A 17,234-nucleotide genomic window follows, 5' to 3' on the forward strand; every position below is an offset into this window, starting at 1 on the left:
GAATTTTCATCCGCATAATTTTCCTCTGTTCTGGAAAAAATCGCACTAACATGATATTCGCATCCTGAACGGGAGGGACTTCCATGTTGCGAAGATTTTTGACTACGCGTCGCAAAAAGAAAACCTCCTCCCCTTTCATACAACGGGCAATGCAGCAGCAATCGCCTGCTGTATTGTTGTCCACCAGCCTACAGGAAAACTTGGAGACAATTAAATCCGAGCTCGGAGCTCCTCACGATCTGCTTATCCGCTCACTGTTGATCGGCAACACTCGCCATACGTGTGCGATTGTAGCTATTGACGGGCTCGTGAATAGTGACATGCTGCACGATCAAGTGCTCAGCCATATTCAACTCATGATATCCATGGCAGGAAAAAGCGTTCCGGATGAGCCACAAACGATTCTCGGCCTGTTGTATGAGGAAGTACTTTCTGTCAGCGAACTCAATAAATCCTCAAACTTAACTGATGTCATGGATTGTGTTCTCTCTGGCGATATTGCCCTTTTTGTGGACGGGACAAGTGAAGTCATCATCATCGACAGCAAAGGCTGGAAAACACGTGCCACAGAAGAGCCTGTTTCGGAGGGCGTGGTACGCGGCCCGCGGGATGGCTTCACGGAAAATATCCGCGACAATACAGTTCGCATCCGCAGGCGGGTAAAGGATAAACATCTGAGATTTGACGGCTCCTACGTAGGGGTTCGCAGTAAAACCGCGCTTATCATCGCCTATATTGACAGCATCGTCGATCCCGAGATGCTTAATGAAGTCAAGCGTAGAATCGCCACGATCGATATCGACGAGGTAGAGGAATCCGGCTTTGTCGAGCAGTGGATTGAGGATGATTTCTTATCTCCCTTTCCGCAGATTCATAATACGGAGCGACCCGACAAGGTGGCAGCCGCCCTGTTCCAAGGCCGTGTTGCCATTTTGCTCGACGGCACGCCCATGGTCCTGATTTTGCCCATCACGATCGGTTTGCTTCTGCACTCGCCAGAGGATTATTACGATCGGTGGATAGCTGGCACACTTGCTCGGCTGCTCCGCTACCTCGCTGCTTTTTTAGCTGTTTTTTCGCCTGCTTTTTATATCGCGCTGGTCACGTTTCATCCTGGACTTATTCCATCCGATCTCGCATTTTCGATTGCGGCTACACGGGATGGGGTTCCTTTTCCTGCCTTTGTAGAATCACTCATGATGGTCACCACGATGGAGCTGCTGCAGGAAGCAGGATTGCGCCTACCCAAACCGATCGGTCAAACAGTCGGGATTGTGGGAGGTCTGGTGATTGGAGATGCAGCCGTATCCGCCGGCATTGTCAGTCCGGTCATGGTTATCGTCGTTGCGCTCACGGCGATCGCTTCCTTTGCCATTCCTTCGTATCCTTTGGCCATTGCGTTTCGGATGCTCCGTTTTCTCGCTATGTTTGCCGCTGCCATTTTTGGCATATACGGGGTCGTGCTGACCTTTATCATGATCATGATCCATTTAACCAATTTGACGAGCGTCGGCTATCCGTACCTGGCTCCTTTTACCCCGCAAATGCCGCAGGATTGGAAGGATTTGATCCTGCGAGCACCCATTACGTTTTTGCGGAAGCGACCGGGATCATTGCATCCAAAAGATGAAACACGCACCAGAACAGGGGACTCCACATGAGTGCACAAACGCTTGCGGAAAAATTAATAAGTAAAAATCATATGGGGATCAACATTGCCTCTGTAACAATTGGAGTCGGCATCCTCACGTTTCCCCGTACCTTGGCAAAAGCAACCGGAGCGTTTGATGGCTGGATTTCAGTCATCCTGAGCGGATCAATTGCGTGGGTGATAGGCTGGATGCTGGCCAAGCTGGCTGCACGCTTTCCCAGGCAAACGTTTTTTGAGTATACCTCCATCATTGCATCCAAGCCGGTAGGATATGTGCTGACAGCTTTGGTCTGTGTATACACCATGATGTTCGTCTCATTCGAAATCAGAGCCATTGGAAACATTTCCAAACAGTATTTGTTCTACAATACGCCTGTCGAAATGATCACCCTGAGCTTTTTGTTGATCGTCCAATATGCGGTTGCCGGTTCGCGGATTGCGATGCTGCGTTTGAACCTTCTGTTTCTCCCGGTTGTCTTTGTGGTGATAGCCGTAGTGCTGCTGTTTACGACGCAGCTAGTTGAAATCGAGAATGTACGCCCGTTTTTTTCCTCTGACTGGCGCTCCTTGCTCAAAGGCACGGAGGGGGTTGGCCTTTCCTATTCCGGCTTCGAAATCATTTTGTTTTACACCATGCTGATGCGAAATCCGCAGGATGGACCTCGGGCGATCGCGCTTGGGCTTGCCATACCCGTTCTGCTGTATTTGACGATCTATATGTTTGTCATCGGGGTGTTTTCGGCAGAGGTAGCTAAAAATCTCACCTACCCAACCATTGAGCTGGCCAAAGAGGTAGAAATCCCCGGCGGCTTTTTTGAACGTGTTGAATCGATCTTCTTCACCATTTGGATCATGACCATATTCAATACATGCGCCATGTGGCTGGATATCACGATCATCAATCTGACTTCGATGTTTACGCGGATAACCAAGATTGTTTGGATTCTCATCCTCTCACCAATCGTCTATTTCATCGCAATGCTGCCGCAAAATCTGGTCGACTTTTTCTCGTTTGCCGATAGACTGACATACTCTGGCTTTATCATTGTGTACCTCATTCCTATCATTCTCTTGCTTATGGCGAAGATGCGAGGGGTAAAAGGTCATGAATAAGCGCATCGTTTCCCTTTGCCTGTTCGTCACCCTTTTGACCTTGGTAGCAGGATGCTGGGATCAGGTTCAAATTGAGGAACGAGGATTTGTCGTCGGTGTAACGATTGATGTTCCACGGTCCAGCGAAACGGAAAAAAAGCGAATCAAGAGGCTCCTGACAAGCCTAAGGGCAAGCAGCGTTTTCTAATGACGCATCAAATCGTCATTCCCGGGGGTCTGATCTCAGGCTCGCAAGGAATCAGCGGCGGGCAAAATACGACAGATGAAGCCTTTCTCAATCTCGCTTCAGAGGGCGATTCCCTATTTGAGGTATCACGAGAGTTGTCTACCCGTATCAGCCGAAACCCCTTTTATCAGCACTTGAAAATCCTTGTTGTTTCAGAGGAGATCGCTCGAAAGGGGTCAACGTTTTCCGATGCAGTGGATATTCTTTTGCGAGACCCGGACTCGAGACGCAGCAGCAAGGTTTTCATTTCCAAGGGGGACGCTAGAAAGGTCATCGAGGTAAGGCCCAAAACAGAAAAAATCCCTGCCCTTTATATCAATTCTGTAGGCGAAAACATCAACAAAAATTCACGGATGCTACCCGAGGTCACAATTGGAGATGTGCATCAGTATTTGTTAAATCAGTACAGCTTTGTAATCCCTCGTATCGTAGCGGAAAAAGAAGAAGTGAAGGTTGCTGGCTCAGCCATTTTTTCCGCAAAGAATAAATTGATCGGCTTTTTGGGCGAAGAAGAAACAGAAGGTCTCAATTTTATTACGGGACACGTTCAAGGCGGATTGCTGAAAGCAAAGTACAAGGATAACCTGATCGTGTTAAATATCCATGGTGCCAAGAAAAGCGTTGAAGCAGACATTCGGGACAAAAAACACATCAAGTTCACGATCAAGATTCAATGCGAAGGCACGATTTTTGAATCCTATGCCAAAATCGATTTATTGAATGCAGCCATCATGCAACAGCTGCAAGCTGCCTTTGCCAAAGAAATTGAGCGCTTGTGCCGTGACACTATCCGAAAAGTGCACCATGATCTGAAAGCGGACGCCATTGGCCTTGGCAGCCATCTCAAGCAAAATCATTATTCCCTCTGGAAACAAATCAGGGATGACTGGGAGCAGGGTCAAAAGCTTTTTGAAAAAAGCGAGATACATGTAGAAGCGAATGTCTACATCCGCAACATTGGTGGAATCAACAAGTAAGAAAAATTAGGCGGTGCATAGGATGACCAGAATTTTCGGATCTCTCCCTCCCTTTTTTACATTGGTAGGTGTCATTCTCTCGTTCTTGATCCCATTTGTCGCTTACAAGATTACAAGCACGATAAAAAAGTACGGAAATCCCCCTTGGAAAAATGGGAACGACAGCGGGTAACGAAAAAGGGCAGCCGAAATGTATCGGACATGCCCTTTTGTTTATTGAATTTCATTCGTTTGCTTGCTCAGCCAGCAAATCAGCAAATGCTTTGGCGTAAGCAGGCAGATCTGGTGGACGGCGCGAACCGACGATGTGCCCGTCTACTACCACCTCTTCATCCACCCAAGTAGCTCCGGCGTTTTCGATATCATCCTTAATACCTGGCGTGGAGGTCGTTGTCACACCTTGCAGTATTTTCGCAGAAGCGAGTACCCAGCCAGCGTGGCAAATATGGCCGATCGGCTTTTTCGCCTCATGCATAGCGGCTACGAACGACAGCACCTCTGGATAACGGCGCAGTTTATCTGGCGCCCATCCGCCCGGCACCAGCACACCTGCATAATCCGCCGGATCAATTTCTGCCATGCCTTTATCCGTTTCACATGGAACGCCGTATTTGCCCATGTACACATGATTTGCTTTTGGTCCAACGAGATGAACGACGGCTCCTTCTTCACGAAGTCGCAGAACCGGGTACCACAGCTCCAAATCCTCAAACTCACCTTCCACAAAACAAACGACTTGTTTCCCTGCGAGTCTCACCGTATCCGCCTCCTTTTGTCTCTCTTATTGTAGCAGGTAGCCGCCTAAAAGACAGCCAGCTTGCTATAAATGAAAAAAAGTGAGAAACAGGTCTAACTCACTGTTTCCCACCTTATTAGAAAACTTGGCTATGCCAAGCCTTTTGGCGTATATGTATAGTGCTGATGGTGCCGGTAGAGGGACTTGAACCCCCACGGTTTCCCTCACGATTTTGAGTCGCGCGCGTCTGCCAATTCCGCCATACCGGCATATAGTAGCCAGGTCCAAAACCCATGTTGATCCAATCGCATCTTTCGACATTATTCGCTAATTGCATCAACAATTTATTACTATATAGGTCATTTGGTGGAAAAGCAATACCGGATTTTTTTACCAGCTACAAAAGCCCTATACATCAGGCTTTATCCATTTCCTTTTTCAAATGTTATCGGAAACTGCTTCACTCCGTAAACAAATGGGCTTGGAATCGGTGTAAGCTCTGTTCCAGAGACAAAACGAATATGCTGAAATCTCTCTACGATGGCTTGTATCGCGATCTGGCCCTCTAAACGGGCGAGTGGCGCTCCCAGGCAAAAGTGAATGCCGAAGCCGAAAGCTAGATGCGCATTTGGCTTTCGATCCACGATAAAGGTGTCAGGGTCTTGAAATTTTGCCTCGTCACGGTTGGCCGCTGCCACCCAGGATATCACTTGCTCCCCCGCTTTGATTTGCGCATCCCCAATCTGCACATCCTTGGTTGCTACACGACCGATCGCTTGAACCGGCGGATAAAATCGCAGGACCTCCTCGATGAATCCAGGAATGAGCGTTGGCTGCTCGCGAAGTGTCTGCTGCAATTTTTCATCCTCAGTTAAGCGACGTACGGCATTTGTAATCAGATTGGTCGTCGTCTCGTTCCCCGCTGCTAGCAGAAGGATAGAGAAAATGATGATTTCTTTATCATCGAGCTTTTCTCCGTCAATCTCTGCTGACAGAAGTAGGGAAATCAGGTCATCCTTTGGCTCCTGACGCCGCAGCTTCATGATTTCCGCAAAGTACACATCCAGCTCTTCGCGCGCCTGTGTTCTTTCCGCCATCACTTGAACGAATAGCTCTTCTGTATTTTTGGCTGGCCCCTTTACTAAAATATCCGACCAGTCTTTAAACAGCTTCCGATCCTTCGTCGGTACACCTAACAGCTCCGCTATGACGATGACAGGCAGCGGAACGGCGAGGTCGTGCACCATGTCCATCTTTCCCTCGTTTTGTACCGCATCCAGTAGCTCATCCGTTATCGATTGGATGCGTGGAGCCAGATCGGCAATCACCTTTGGCGTAAAGGCTTTACTGACTAATGCCCTCATTTGTGTATGCCTTGGTGGGTCCATCATGAGGATCGACTCATTTTCCTCCCCACCTCTTCTGGACGAAAAGGTAGCTGGGTCTTTCAAAATGCGATGGACATCCTCATAGCGAAAGACATCCCAGCAATTTCGATTTTCATCATAGCGAACAGGAGTTGTGTCCCGCAGTTGCGCAAAAATCGGAAAGGGGTTGAGCTTCTTCTCGATCGTATTTAAATCTTCCATCGGTATGATGTTCGCGTACCGCTTCTTATTCGTGGTTTGCATATTTCATTTCTCCCATGCTTGTCTTCTTGGTGCATTCCTCCTCTATCGTCCCCATCCCATTCATTTTCATTCCTTACACGTAGGCCACTACCAATTCCATACCTCGATCCTGCCCAAACGGAATTCATGGAACTCCGGATCTTGCCGGAGCTTCTCCAGCTCGCGCACAGGACCAGTGACAAGCGCACCATAGACTGTGATGCCATGCTTTTTCAGATAAGCGAGTCGTGGCTCATCGTATATTTCGAATCTACTTTCCCCATTTGCCAACACATACTCCAGGTCGGGAATAAACTGCTTTTCCGCACTCTCCACCGATTCGGTTAAATCAGCAGTCGTCTGTGACAGTCTCGATTCCTCGTCATAGAGCACTTCAGGTCTAAGCACTAGGAAAGGAACATAGGTTTCATCACCGCGAGAATGGGAGGGCTCAAACGTCTTTAGCTCTCCTGCATACACAGGCATTTGTAAAATAGAGACGTCATATTTGGAAAGCAGCTTGCGCATTTGTTCCGGTGTTTGCGGATTGATCGAAGAGAGAGCCATTTCTGCCACATAACCGTCGGAGATGTGCTTCAGCTGGTCCCATATACGCTCCTGTTCTTTGCGTTCTTTGATCGGACTATCACCAGTGAGTGAGCGCGGCAGCGCAAATTTAAATGTCCCATCCCGATCATCCAGTTCTTTTTGCTGATAGTTGATCTGATAGCTCATCTCTCCCCAGAAAGGTTTTTTTACGGTTACCGACCCAACAACGAGCTCCCATTTGCCAATCTGCTTGTACAAGGGCATCGTCGTCTCCTGTGTCAGCCACGGAGATAGCTCAACTGTCGGACGCTCCCACTTGCCAACCTTTAATCCCGAGTAATGCGTCTCGATGAGGGTCGTAGCGTAACGAACTAATGTCTCTTCCTTTCCGAGCTGCTTGTAGCCGATCTGGATGGCCATCATATAGAGTGCATACAAAAACCAAATGATCAACAGAATATGTATAATGTTTCGCCATAGAGTAAATCGTGCTTTCCATACCATTCGTCTTGCTTTTTTCTCATCCCATTGCAAGGTCGGCTCTTGCCAGTCCTTTAACAGCTTGTCATCTTCCATTTCGCTTGCCTCCTTCGGCTCGGGCTTCCCACTCCCGAAATTTTTCTCTCGCCCGGTACAGGGTGACTTTCACCTGATCCAGACTCAAATCAAGCGTTGCGCCCAGCTCTTGGTAGCTGAAATCCTCGATCTCACGCAGATACAAAATCGTACGCATTCTTTCCGGGAGCTGCTGCATGACCCACTCTATCTTCTCTTTATCTTCCTTTTGACGTAATGCGACTTCCGGCTCGTATGTATAAGAAGCTGCTGGAATGAGTCTTTTGATGTTTTCCAGCATTTTTTGCTCAGACGTTTGCCTGCGCAGCCAATCGACGTAAAGGTTGCGGGCTACCTTATAGAGCCACGCCCGGACCTGTCTGGCATCCTGAATTGAGAGGGAGAGCATGGCACGGTAAAAGGTTTCCTGCAGCAGCTCCTCGGCGACCTCGCGTGAACCACACATGCGAAATAAATAACGGTACAGCGGATATTGATAATCAGCGAATAACTCGCTCCATGTCTGCGCCTTCATCTCCCACCTCCTCTCTTATCAACGAAGTCGCGCGTAAAATGTTACCAACTTTTTTTCATGCTCTTTTTCGCCTTCTCCTTCCGACACATGGCGCACAGCATCCGGCAAAAGGTCCCCGGCGGTTAAAATCACGTGGCAAATTAAACGGATAATCCAAGGGATGACGACCGAATACAATCCAGCGTCCGTCTTGGCGTTTTTTCAATTGATACACACGGAAAAAACGATCACTTGGGTCAAATTGAAACCAGACCGCAAGCGTAACACACCTCGCTCCTTCCGAAAGCACCTGGGCTTTGACGATCGGGGGTGCTCCGATCCCGCCACCGATCGGGATTGCGAGCTGGCCATTGATTCGGCGCAAATCGAGATTGCCGATCACACGACTTGCCAAGCAAGGAGTCATCGTCTTTTCTAAAAACCTGCGAATTTTCTGCCTCGAATTAAATCTTGTCGGCAAAATATTGCCGCGTTCTCCCACCCGTTTGTTTGCTGAAAAAACGATGGTCCAAAAAGCCTGTTCAGTCTGCCGCACTACTTGCACCCATTTCTTTTTCATTAGGCATACCTCCCTCATAAAAGGGTATGCATTCAGTGGTGTATGCGGTTGGGCTGTGCCTGCCTACATATTCATTCGTAAAGAAGGACATAGTATCAGGGTGTGCCAAAGAACATTTCATGGAGGAGAATAACCATGCCTAGCCAAATCAACACGGATTCACTCAAAAAAGCTGAAGTTTCTGCTACCCTTGCAAAATCAATGATTACCCAAGCAATCGAACAATCTGCCGCAAATCCTCAGCTTGCTGAGGAGGCGCTAAAAACTGCTTCACAAGAAATTGCTCAGGCGCAAACAATGGTGTCGCAGGTCCAATCCACTATTCAAACCCAGCAGCAGCAACAGCAACAACAACAGCAAAAATCATAAAAAGCTCCTGTACACGTAAAAACAGGCAGACCCTGCGTCTTCACGGGTTTGCCTGTTTTTCTTCACTCTTTTACAATGAGAAAAAACGCTTGTGAAAGAGGGGATTTGCTTGCTGCCACAGCTTATAGGAATTAACCATCTATTGTTCTCTGTGTCCGATCTGGAGAGATCCTTTTGCTTTTATCGTGACGTGATGGGAGCCAAACCACTCGTACGCGGAAGAAAGCTCGCTTATTTTGATTTGCATGGGCACTGGCTCGCTATCAACGAGGAGCAGGACATTCCTCGGAATGAAATTGCCCACTCTTATACACACCTGGCCTTTTCGATTGATGAAGCCTCGTTCGATGCCTGGAAAACTCATTTGGAGAAGCATGGTGCCAACATATTGCCAGGACGCGAACGCGATGAGCGAGACAAGCGCTCTCTTTATTTCACCGATCCGGATGGTCACAAATTCGAGCTGCACACGGGCACCCTGCAAGACCGTCTCTCCTATTACCGTGAAGAAAAAGGGCACATGACCTTTTTTGAATAAGTACTCAGGTTCTTTTGTTATAAAAGGAAATGATTCGATATACAAAAAAGGCCAAACCGGCAAAGCCCGCTATCCCTGCCAAAATCAGTAGCGGATACATGGCGGAGAATATCATGCTGCCCAGAAACACTAGAAAGCAAACGATGAATCCGAGAACGTTTGGAAATATGTTATTTTTTTTCATAGATAAAAATCATTACCTTTCTTTTCACTATTTTTTCATTATAAAGGAAGACTCCACTCCATAAACATTCACAAATTTACAATAGTTCAATAGTAGCAGTTCGATCCTCGTGATATTATGATGGAAGTAACCAGAATTGATTTCAGTGTGTTTGCAACTGACCTATTCATTTGGTGATAGGTCAGTTTTTCTTGTACAGATCGCTGGGCATTATGGTTCATTTGGAATGGTATATTTATTCGTAGAGAATGCATGAGAGCAAAACGCGGAGGGATAGTATGTTTGTTAAACGGGGGGAGTCTGTCACAACCACCAAGATTCAGCCAAGCGATATACCAGTGACAGAGCAATTGGAAGGAAAAGTAAAATTTTACAGCTCAATCAAGCGGACCTGGAACGCATGAAGCAATTGGAGCCGTTACTGTCTAAACATCTCGACGCAATCACCGACCGCCATTACCAAATGCTTCACGAATATTCCCATTTGATGCACATCATCGAGTCAAATACAACGATAGATCGCCTGTCTAAATCATTTCGAAACTATTTGCAATCACTGCCAAATACGCAGCTGGACGATACATATGTAAAAGGCAGAGAAAAAATCGGCGAAGTCCACAGCAGAATCGGTCTTGCACCTGAGTGGTACACGGGATCCTATTTGCGGGTATATGAATATTTGATCCCTTCCGTCGTTTCTACCTACACAAAAAAACCACAGGAAGCATCCGAGATTTTGCTTGCACTGATCAAGCTGCTGACACTCGATTCGCAGATCGTTCTACAATCATATCAGGAAGATACGGATTACAAGGTAGTGGACCGACTCGGACGAGTACTGGAGCTCGTCATGCAGATCGATAAGATTAAACATGTTCTCGATACGGTAGAAACGACTACAGACGAAGCGAGCAACGTCCGTTTTGCCGCTGAACAGCTCAGTCAGTCCGTACAAAAAGTGGCTCAGTCTGCTGTTTTGGTAGCCGAGAATGCTACCACGACCATGGAGCAAGCGACAACCGGTAAAGAAATTATCCAGGCATCGCTCAAGAGCTTTCTTTCGATGGCTGATGAGTTCAATGACATGCAGTCGAAAATTTCTCAGCTCATGGCAACTATTGAAAACGTTTCCCAAGTGGTTCAGGTCATCCGCAGCGTCGCTGATCAAACAAATCTGCTGGCACTGAACGCTTCCATCGAGGCGGCGCGTGCTGGTGAGCATGGCCGCGGCTTTGCGGTTGTTGCCGAGGAAGTCCGCAAGCTGGCCGAGCAAACGAAGCAATCTGTGCAAAACATTACCTCCACGATGCAGAACGTGCAGCAAGAAGCCAGTCAAGTCAAAGACTCGGCAGCTCAGATGAGTGAGCATTTCAGCAAGGAAGCCATTCAGACGCGTGACGCGATCGATCTGATGGGAGACATCGTCCAAAATATCGAAAAGGTTGGTCATTCTACCGGACATATTGCTGCACAGGCCGAAGAACAATCCGCCGCCACCGATGACATTTCTGAGCGAATCTCACAGGTCCAGACGAATATGGAGCTAATCGCTGAACACGTGTCCCATGCCGGGAAAAACGTCTATGACATCGGGGCAGGCATTAATGATCTGCATAAGCTCAGCATCAGTCAGCTGACTCAATTGAAAGCGAAGCATCATTTGCGTATCGTCAAAACGGATCATCTGCTATGGAAATGGTGGCTGTACAACTACATGCTGGGCTACCACAAGATCGAGGAAAAAGATTTGGTTGACAATCTGCAATGTCGCTTAGGTGTCTGGTATCAAGAAGCCAAAAACGATCCAAAAATCAACTCGCTGCCTTCTTTCCGGAAATTGGATGAACCACACCGGAAGTTTCATGAGGCAGTCCGCAGCGTCTATCTATTGGTCAAAGCTGGCAAACAGGATGAAGCTGAGGCTGTCTTTCATAGCTTGGAAGCCATTTCAGATAATGTCTTGGATTGCCTCGACCAATTGTCTGCCGAAATGCGCTAATGCAAGCCTTTTCGTTTTTGCTTCCTTTGGTTTGCCTTTCGTGCTCTTTTGGTCACAATCGTACCCAATTGTGCCGCAGATAATGGCTGCGTGCGCATTGGGTTCTTTTGCTTTTGTCCGTTAGTGCTTACCTGTCCGCGACTGCCCGCTGCTCTTGCTACACGGATACCAAAAGCCTGCATCGCCCATTGAATCGGAAAAGCAATAGAACGTCTGCCATCAGCCGAGCCTGCAAAATTGACAGCTGCCGCATAGTTGCTCTCTGTAAGCCAGACGGAGCCGGAATCACCAGGCAATGAGACCGCAACTGTCCCACGAATGACGGTTTGGTTACGAAAACGAATCGTTCCAAGCCCGGCATGATTGCCATAATCAACGTCAATATCGGTATGGATCGACTCTACAACCCCGCTGACTCGTCCCGTCGTCCGTCCCACTTTTTTGAATCGATTCCCAACGCCATAGGAGCGCACATGTCCACGCACCACTCCAACTGTCGCGTATCGTGGAGCCAAGAGTCGATTGGCTGTCGGGATCGATAAGGCCGCATCGATGTAGTTAACCCCATTTTTGCGCAGACGAACAAAGCGATACAACCGTCCGATTCGATCTCTACCTGAGCGACCACCGTCCGCTCCCCCTGGCTGTATCGTCTCGGTATAGCCACCTGTATTGTTTTTATTGAGGACATGATTGTTGCTAAACAAATACCGCTGTGCACTCCGGGAGGCACTTTGGACGATCAGACCGGCTGTGCCCGAGGCTCCCGGATAGCCTACACTGTAGCCCGCGATGACCGGACGAATTCTGCCGCGATATTGTCTGGCGAAGGCCCTGTCCCGAACCTGTACGTGGCAGCAGCACCGCCCCGAGGTGATAGTCCGAACCGGAACCGCTACTCGTCCGGCTGCTTTTACACTTCGGACAGAAACACATCGCGGGCAGCTTCGTTTTACCGAGGCGCTTGCATTTACCGTGTACAAAACAATACAAGCTCCGCCTTTTCTGTCTTTTCCGTTCGCATAGCCGATTCCTATGCCTATGACACCCGGCATCTTTTTCCACCGTTTGACCAAATGCTGCTTGGCTTGGATCGCTTCCCGAAAAGTGGCCATCTCTCCCCGTCCTCTCTCACAAATAATCCGATACATTGCCATCGTATGCTGTATGCAGAGAGGGTCACGGGGCTTATGACTCTGCGTGACGAGAAAAAGGCTGGGGCTTCTGACTGGCTCCATGCAAAAAGCGAAGCCGCGCCCAAAGTAGAAAAAGCCATCCTCTACACTCGTAGAGAATGGCCTTTTTCGCTCATTTAGGAAGCTTCGGAGATGGCGTTTGCCGGCGTTGTCTTTACTTTTTTGTTCGTGTGCACGAGCAGGATGTTAAGCACGACTGCGGTCAAAGAGCCTGTCACGATTCCGTTTTGCATCATCATTTTCATCAGTGTCGGCAGTTGGTCAAACATCGTCGGCACCGTTGCGGAGCCAAGTCCTACTGCGATACTGCATGCAGCAATCAGCAGGTTTTCGTTCTTGCGCAAATCGACCTGAGACAAAATATTGATCCCAGACGCTACAACCATTCCAAACATGGCGATCATCGCTCCGCCGAGAACAGCGTTTGGCACAACCGTTGTCAAAGCAGCCAGCTTGGGCAAAAGTCCGAGAACGACGAGAATTCCGCCTGCCCCGATCATGACATCACGTGATTTGATTCCTGTCAGGGAAACAAGTCCTACGTTTTGGGAAAACGCGGTATACGGGAATGCGTTGAAAATACCTCCGAGCACAATCGCTACGCCTTCTCCACGCAAGCCTTTTACAACATCTTTATTGGTTACTTCGGTATTTGTCACTTTGCCGAGCGCAAAGTAAACGCCTGTAGACTCAGCCATGCTAATGATATTGACCAAGATCATCGTTAAAATTGCAACGATACTAAACTGTGGAGTTCCAAAGTAAAACGGTTCAACGACACTAAACCAGGAAGCAGTCGCCACATTTGCAAAGCTGACCATTCCCATCATGTACGCTGCAATCGTGCCGACAGCCAGTCCAAGCAAAACAGAGATTGCGCGAATGAAGCCTGTAAAGAATCGATTAATAAGCAAGATGATGACGAGTGTACCTAAAGCCAGAAGCAAATGCTCCGGGGCACCAAAGTCAGGTTTTGTTGCATCTCCGCCAGCGGCGTTGGTCATCGCTACCGGAATCAAAGATAGCCCGATAATCGTAACGACAGAGCCTTGCACCACCGTCGGGAAAAAGCGGAGGAGCTTGCCAAACAGAGGAGCAGCGAAAACGACGAACAAACCTGAAATGATAATAGCCCCATACGCTGTCGCCAAATTGGTCGAGGAAGCGATGGCAATAATCGGTCCCACCGCTGTAAAGGTACAGCCGAGCACGACTGGCAGGCGAATTCCTGTGTAGCGCGTCCCTACTACCTGTAGCAAAGTGGCGATCCCACTCGTGAACAAGTCTGCCGCAATCAAGTAAGCGATTTGGAGCGGTGTCAGCTTCAGTGCTGCGCCGATAATCAAGGGCACGACGACAGCTCCGGCATACATGGCTAAAACGTGCTGCAATCCCAGGGTGACAACCTTTTGTTTGGATAGCATGTGTGTTTGTTTCTCTCCTCTAGTGTAGTGTCATAAAACCGCTGCCTGTAATGCGTTTATGCCATTAAATGAACTGAATTCCTTCTGGAGACATCGATTGGATGCGAGCTAGTGATTCGATACGAACCCCTTGCTGCTCTAGTAGGCCGCGGCCTTCCTGAAAGCTTTTTTCAATGACTGCCCCTACTCCTACGAGATGAGCACCTGCATCCTTGATAATTTGCGTCAGACCTACCAGCGCAGCACCCGTAGCCAAGAAATCATCTACAATCAGTACACGATCATCAGGTGACAGGTACTGGCGTGACACGCTGATTTGATACGTTTCTTGACGTGTAAAAGAATGAACAGGTGCGGAGTATACTTCTTCCGTCAAGGTGACTGCCTTTTTCTTTTTTGCATAGACAAACGGTACACCCAGTGCGAAGGAAGTCGCCAGCGCAAAATGAATCCCACTTGCTTCAATCGTCAAAACCTTAGTAATCGGCTCGTCCGCAAAAAGCTCGGCAAAACGCTTGCCTATATTCATCGTCAATTGCGGGTCTACCTGATGGTTTAAAAAAGCATCTACTTTTAACACTGATGCGGACAACACCTTGCCGTCCTGTACAATGCGGTCTTGCAATTCCTTCATCTGATTTTCCCCCTTGAATTATCCCTACATGTTCCCAACAAAATAAATAAAGCCCAGAGCGGACAGGTCACGAGCTGGCTGACAACACAAACCAACACGAAGTGAAACCTGTCCCTCTGGGCTTTTCTCCCTCAGGTGTAACACGCGCATAATGCGTGCCAGCGCCGCTTGGACCAGCCCTCTCACCCCTGCCTATTAGCTGGCAGAAAAGGAGAAGCGGAACCCTAGACGCTCTTTCACTCGTAGTCAGGTGATTTACGGTCACCCGGTAGAAACTGCTGGGCCTTATTCCCAAAATTATACGAGCATGAGTTATGGGGCACCTAAAAAATATTCGACGCAAAACGTCACTTTTCGAGGTGCTCATATGCTTTTTCGATAAAATCAAATCTATCATATGTGTCGGCTGGGGGGCAAGCGTTAATTTTTGACGGGGTCGGGCGCTTAGTTATCTGATAGGCTGTACTGGAGGAGAGGAAACAGGAGAAAACGCTCCAGGTACTTGGGACACTAGCGCGGGTGATTCACTGCACCGCTCCGTTGCAAAAGGGAAACCGCGTCCAAAGTAGCGGTTTCATGGAGTGCCTCAGAGGTGGACGCTTAAAGGCGTGTTTCCCTTTTTCCACTCCGCCTCGGTCGGTGTCCCAAAGACCTGCGCTTATTTCTCCTTTTTCCTCTCACCAGCCTCGGTCTTCCAATCGCAAAAAGCCCTCGATTTCTCGAGGGCTTTGGGTTAGCGCTTTGGTTTTCTTTGGCGCATTTCTACGTTGATTTTTTTCCATTTATCTTTTTCAGCGGCTTGCAGTCTGGCGTCTTCCTTTCGTGCCAGATGAGCCAGCTCTCTTTGCAGCTTGAGGTAGCTGTCAAAGCGGGCTTTTTCCAGGCTGCCATCCTCGATGGCTTCGCGGACGGCGCAGCCGGGCTCACGTACGTGCTGACAGTCGTTGAAGCGGCATGCTTCGGCGATGGATTCAATATCGTCAAAAGCGCCGCGGAAGCCCTCATCTGCTTCCCATAGCTGCAGCTCACGCATACCTGGCGTATCAATCATCAAGCCGCCACCAGGCAACAGGAACAGCTCACGGTGAGTCGTTGTATGGCGACCGCGATCGTCACCCTCACGCACTTCACTTACGCGCTGCATCTCGCTGCCGCTCAGCTTGTTGATCAAGGTAGACTTCCCTACCCCCGATGAACCCATCAAAGCAATAGTCTTGCCTTCACCCAAATAGGGTGCGAGCTGCTCTAAGCCTTCTCCCTGCTCGGCGCTCACTACATGGAAAGGCACCCCGATTGCTACCGACTCTACCTCAGCCAGACGTGCATCCAGATCTTCGCACAAATCGGCTTTGCTGAGCACGATCACAGGAGACGCTCCACTTTCCCATGCCAGGATGAGATAACGCTCCATCCTGCGTATATTAAAGTCATTATTCAGTGCATTGACGAGAAATACTGTATCTACGTTGGCAGCTACAATCTGTTCTTCGACTGTATCTCCGGCAGCCTTGCGCGAAAACTTGCTCTTGCGTGGGAGCAAGGCATGAATCGAGGCTTTTTTCTCCTCTACGCGCGGGCTAATCACAACCCAGTCTCCAACAGCCGGATAATCCTCGCGGCCTGTTGCCTCATATCGCAGCTTGCCTGTTACCTCGCCCAAGAGCTCGCCATGCTCACTCAAAAGACGATAGATGCGTTTATGTTCCAGCGTGATACGTCCCACGCTGTAGCCTTGTGCGGCATAAGGGGCAAAATGATTGGCAAAATACTCATTCCAGCCCAATGTTTTCAATGCTTGCTCGTTTGTTAGATGATTCACTACGGATTCCCCCTGCAAATGGTTAAATAAATGGCTTTCGCCAAACCAGTCACAGTCGAATCCTCATTTTGGTGAACGGTTTATTGTTCGCTTGAAAGGAGGATTCCTGCGACCCCGATACCTACACTCTGTGCGAAATTTGTGTTTGACATATAACATCTCTCCTTTTCAAACCGAACGAACCATTCAGGTTTGGATTCATATTTCCCAATTATTGTACCACGAAATTCAGGTGATGCAACAGAGTCAGTCTCCCCCGCCTCCGCCGCCATCTCCACCACCGCTGTCACCGCCACTGTCGTAGCTACCATGGTGTCCGTCATGATGATGGTGATTGTGGTGATGATGGTGGTGATCGTCTACGTAAAATGGCGTGCTGCTATCCGTGGACGAGGAATAAGAGCGTCTGTTCACACCTTTTTTGGCTTTGGACGCCAAGACCAGCATAACGACCACAAATACAATAACGACGATGATGAACAACTCCATCAGCCTCACGTCCTTTCTAAATCACTGGAAAAAGTAATTACATGATCAATTATAGCATACGAAATCGGCAA

General features: G+C 48.6%; 19 protein-coding genes, 1 tRNA gene and 1 riboswitch. Of the genes, 8 read left to right on the top strand and 12 right to left on the bottom strand.

Going from position 1 to position 17,234, the window contains the following annotated elements; genetic code table 11:
• The first annotated feature begins 83 nt into the window (after positions 1-83).
• The 4 genes from C3B52_RS13385 to C3B52_RS13395 are packed head-to-tail and all read left to right on the top strand — an operon-like array spanning position 84 to position 3,967.
• Positions 84-1,661 (top strand): spore germination protein, encoded by a 1,578-nt coding sequence (locus C3B52_RS13385; RefSeq protein ID WP_103106589.1) that lies wholly within the window; start codon positions 84-86, stop codon positions 1,659-1,661.
• Positions 1,658-2,764, top strand: coding sequence for a GerAB/ArcD/ProY family transporter (locus C3B52_RS13390; protein ID WP_103106590.1), 1,107 nt, complete (start codon positions 1,658-1,660; stop codon positions 2,762-2,764). The genes C3B52_RS13385 and C3B52_RS13390 overlap by 4 nt, the downstream gene beginning before the upstream one ends.
• Entirely contained in the window at positions 2,757-2,951 is a 195-nt protein-coding gene (locus C3B52_RS37310; RefSeq protein ID WP_235615702.1) for a hypothetical protein, read from the top strand. Before C3B52_RS13390 ends, C3B52_RS37310 begins: the two co-directional genes overlap by 8 nt.
• Complete coding sequence (locus C3B52_RS13395) at positions 2,951-3,967, top strand: Ger(x)C family spore germination protein (protein ID WP_235615703.1); 1,017 nt, start codon at positions 2,951-2,953, stop codon at positions 3,965-3,967. The genes C3B52_RS37310 and C3B52_RS13395 overlap by 1 nt, the downstream gene beginning before the upstream one ends.
• A gap of 223 nt (positions 3,968-4,190) precedes the next feature.
• Here C3B52_RS13395 and C3B52_RS13400 read toward each other — a convergent pair whose 3' ends face one another.
• The 6 genes from C3B52_RS13400 to C3B52_RS13425 form a co-directional block, all read right to left on the bottom strand.
• Positions 4,191-4,724, bottom strand: a complete 534-nt coding sequence (locus C3B52_RS13400) for a type 1 glutamine amidotransferase domain-containing protein (RefSeq protein WP_103106591.1) — start codon at positions 4,722-4,724, stop codon at positions 4,191-4,193.
• A 165-nt stretch (positions 4,725-4,889) separates the two neighbouring features.
• Positions 4,890-4,972 (bottom strand) — tRNA-Leu (locus tag C3B52_RS13405).
• 153 nt (positions 4,973-5,125) lie between these two features.
• Positions 5,126-6,334, bottom strand: coding sequence for a cytochrome P450 (locus C3B52_RS13410; RefSeq protein ID WP_103106592.1), 1,209 nt, complete (start codon positions 6,332-6,334; stop codon positions 5,126-5,128).
• Positions 6,335-6,421: 87 nt separating this feature from the next.
• The gene (locus C3B52_RS13415; protein WP_103106593.1) at positions 6,422-7,438 is read right to left on the bottom strand and encodes an anti sigma factor C-terminal domain-containing protein; all 1,017 of its coding nucleotides are present in this window, start codon (positions 7,436-7,438) and stop codon (positions 6,422-6,424) included.
• On the bottom strand, positions 7,428-7,952 hold the full coding sequence (locus C3B52_RS13420; protein WP_103106594.1) for an RNA polymerase sigma factor: 525 nt from the start codon (positions 7,950-7,952) through the stop codon (positions 7,428-7,430). Before C3B52_RS13420 ends, C3B52_RS13415 begins: the two co-directional genes overlap by 11 nt.
• A 55-nt stretch (positions 7,953-8,007) precedes the next feature.
• Entirely contained in the window at positions 8,008-8,511 is a 504-nt protein-coding gene (locus tag C3B52_RS13425; protein ID WP_103106595.1) for a hypothetical protein, read from the bottom strand.
• A gap of 135 nt (positions 8,512-8,646) precedes the next feature.
• Between C3B52_RS13425 and C3B52_RS13430 the strand changes: the two genes are divergently transcribed.
• Together C3B52_RS13430 and fosB are read left to right on the top strand one after the other, a co-directional pair.
• Positions 8,647-8,880, top strand: coding sequence for a hypothetical protein (locus C3B52_RS13430; protein WP_103106596.1), 234 nt, complete (start codon positions 8,647-8,649; stop codon positions 8,878-8,880).
• A 112-nt stretch (positions 8,881-8,992) separates the two neighbouring features.
• On the top strand, positions 8,993-9,418 hold the full coding sequence (gene fosB, locus C3B52_RS13435) for a metallothiol transferase FosB (protein WP_103106750.1): 426 nt from the start codon (positions 8,993-8,995) through the stop codon (positions 9,416-9,418).
• 4 nt (positions 9,419-9,422) lie between these two features.
• Here the strand turns inward: fosB and C3B52_RS13440 are convergent, their stop codons facing one another.
• Entirely contained in the window at positions 9,423-9,602 is a 180-nt protein-coding gene (locus C3B52_RS13440; RefSeq protein ID WP_103106597.1) for a hypothetical protein, read from the bottom strand.
• A 278-nt stretch (positions 9,603-9,880) separates the two neighbouring features.
• Here C3B52_RS13440 and C3B52_RS37780 point away from each other — a divergent pair, with 278 nt between their 5' ends.
• The gene (locus C3B52_RS37780; protein ID WP_268811886.1) at positions 9,881-10,006 is read left to right on the top strand and encodes a hypothetical protein; all 126 of its coding nucleotides are present in this window, start codon (positions 9,881-9,883) and stop codon (positions 10,004-10,006) included.
• A complete protein-coding gene (locus C3B52_RS13445) occupies positions 10,003-11,601 on the top strand; it encodes a methyl-accepting chemotaxis protein (protein WP_201264884.1) in 1,599 nt (532 codons plus the stop codon). The genes C3B52_RS37780 and C3B52_RS13445 overlap by 4 nt, the downstream gene beginning before the upstream one ends.
• On the opposite strand, the gene C3B52_RS13450 is transcribed toward C3B52_RS13445, so the two are convergent.
• From C3B52_RS13450 to C3B52_RS13470, 5 genes are all read right to left on the bottom strand, one after another.
• Entirely contained in the window at positions 11,598-12,716 is a 1,119-nt protein-coding gene (locus C3B52_RS13450; RefSeq protein ID WP_103106598.1) for a hypothetical protein, read from the bottom strand. The two genes, C3B52_RS13445 and C3B52_RS13450, sit on opposite strands and share 4 nt — an antisense overlap.
• Before the next feature lie 197 nt (positions 12,717-12,913).
• Positions 12,914-14,221, bottom strand: coding sequence for a nucleobase:cation symporter-2 family protein (locus C3B52_RS13455; protein WP_103106599.1), 1,308 nt, complete (start codon positions 14,219-14,221; stop codon positions 12,914-12,916).
• A gap of 64 nt (positions 14,222-14,285) precedes the next feature.
• Positions 14,286-14,855 (bottom strand): xanthine phosphoribosyltransferase, encoded by a 570-nt coding sequence (locus C3B52_RS13460; RefSeq protein ID WP_103106600.1) that lies wholly within the window; start codon positions 14,853-14,855, stop codon positions 14,286-14,288.
• Positions 14,856-15,078: 223 nt separating this feature from the next.
• Positions 15,079-15,180, bottom strand: a riboswitch (purine riboswitch).
• 408 nt (positions 15,181-15,588) lie between these two features.
• Entirely contained in the window at positions 15,589-16,674 is a 1,086-nt protein-coding gene (gene rsgA / locus C3B52_RS13465; RefSeq protein ID WP_103106601.1) for a ribosome small subunit-dependent GTPase A, read from the bottom strand.
• Positions 16,675-16,920: 246 nt separating this feature from the next.
• A complete protein-coding gene (locus C3B52_RS13470; protein ID WP_103106602.1) occupies positions 16,921-17,163 on the bottom strand; it encodes a hypothetical protein in 243 nt (80 codons plus the stop codon).
• Positions 17,164-17,234 lie beyond the last annotated feature (71 nt).

This window comes from Brevibacillus reuszeri (genome assembly GCF_002897295.1).
In the GTDB taxonomy this organism is placed as follows: domain Bacteria; phylum Bacillota; class Bacilli; order Brevibacillales; family Brevibacillaceae; genus Brevibacillus; species Brevibacillus reuszeri_A.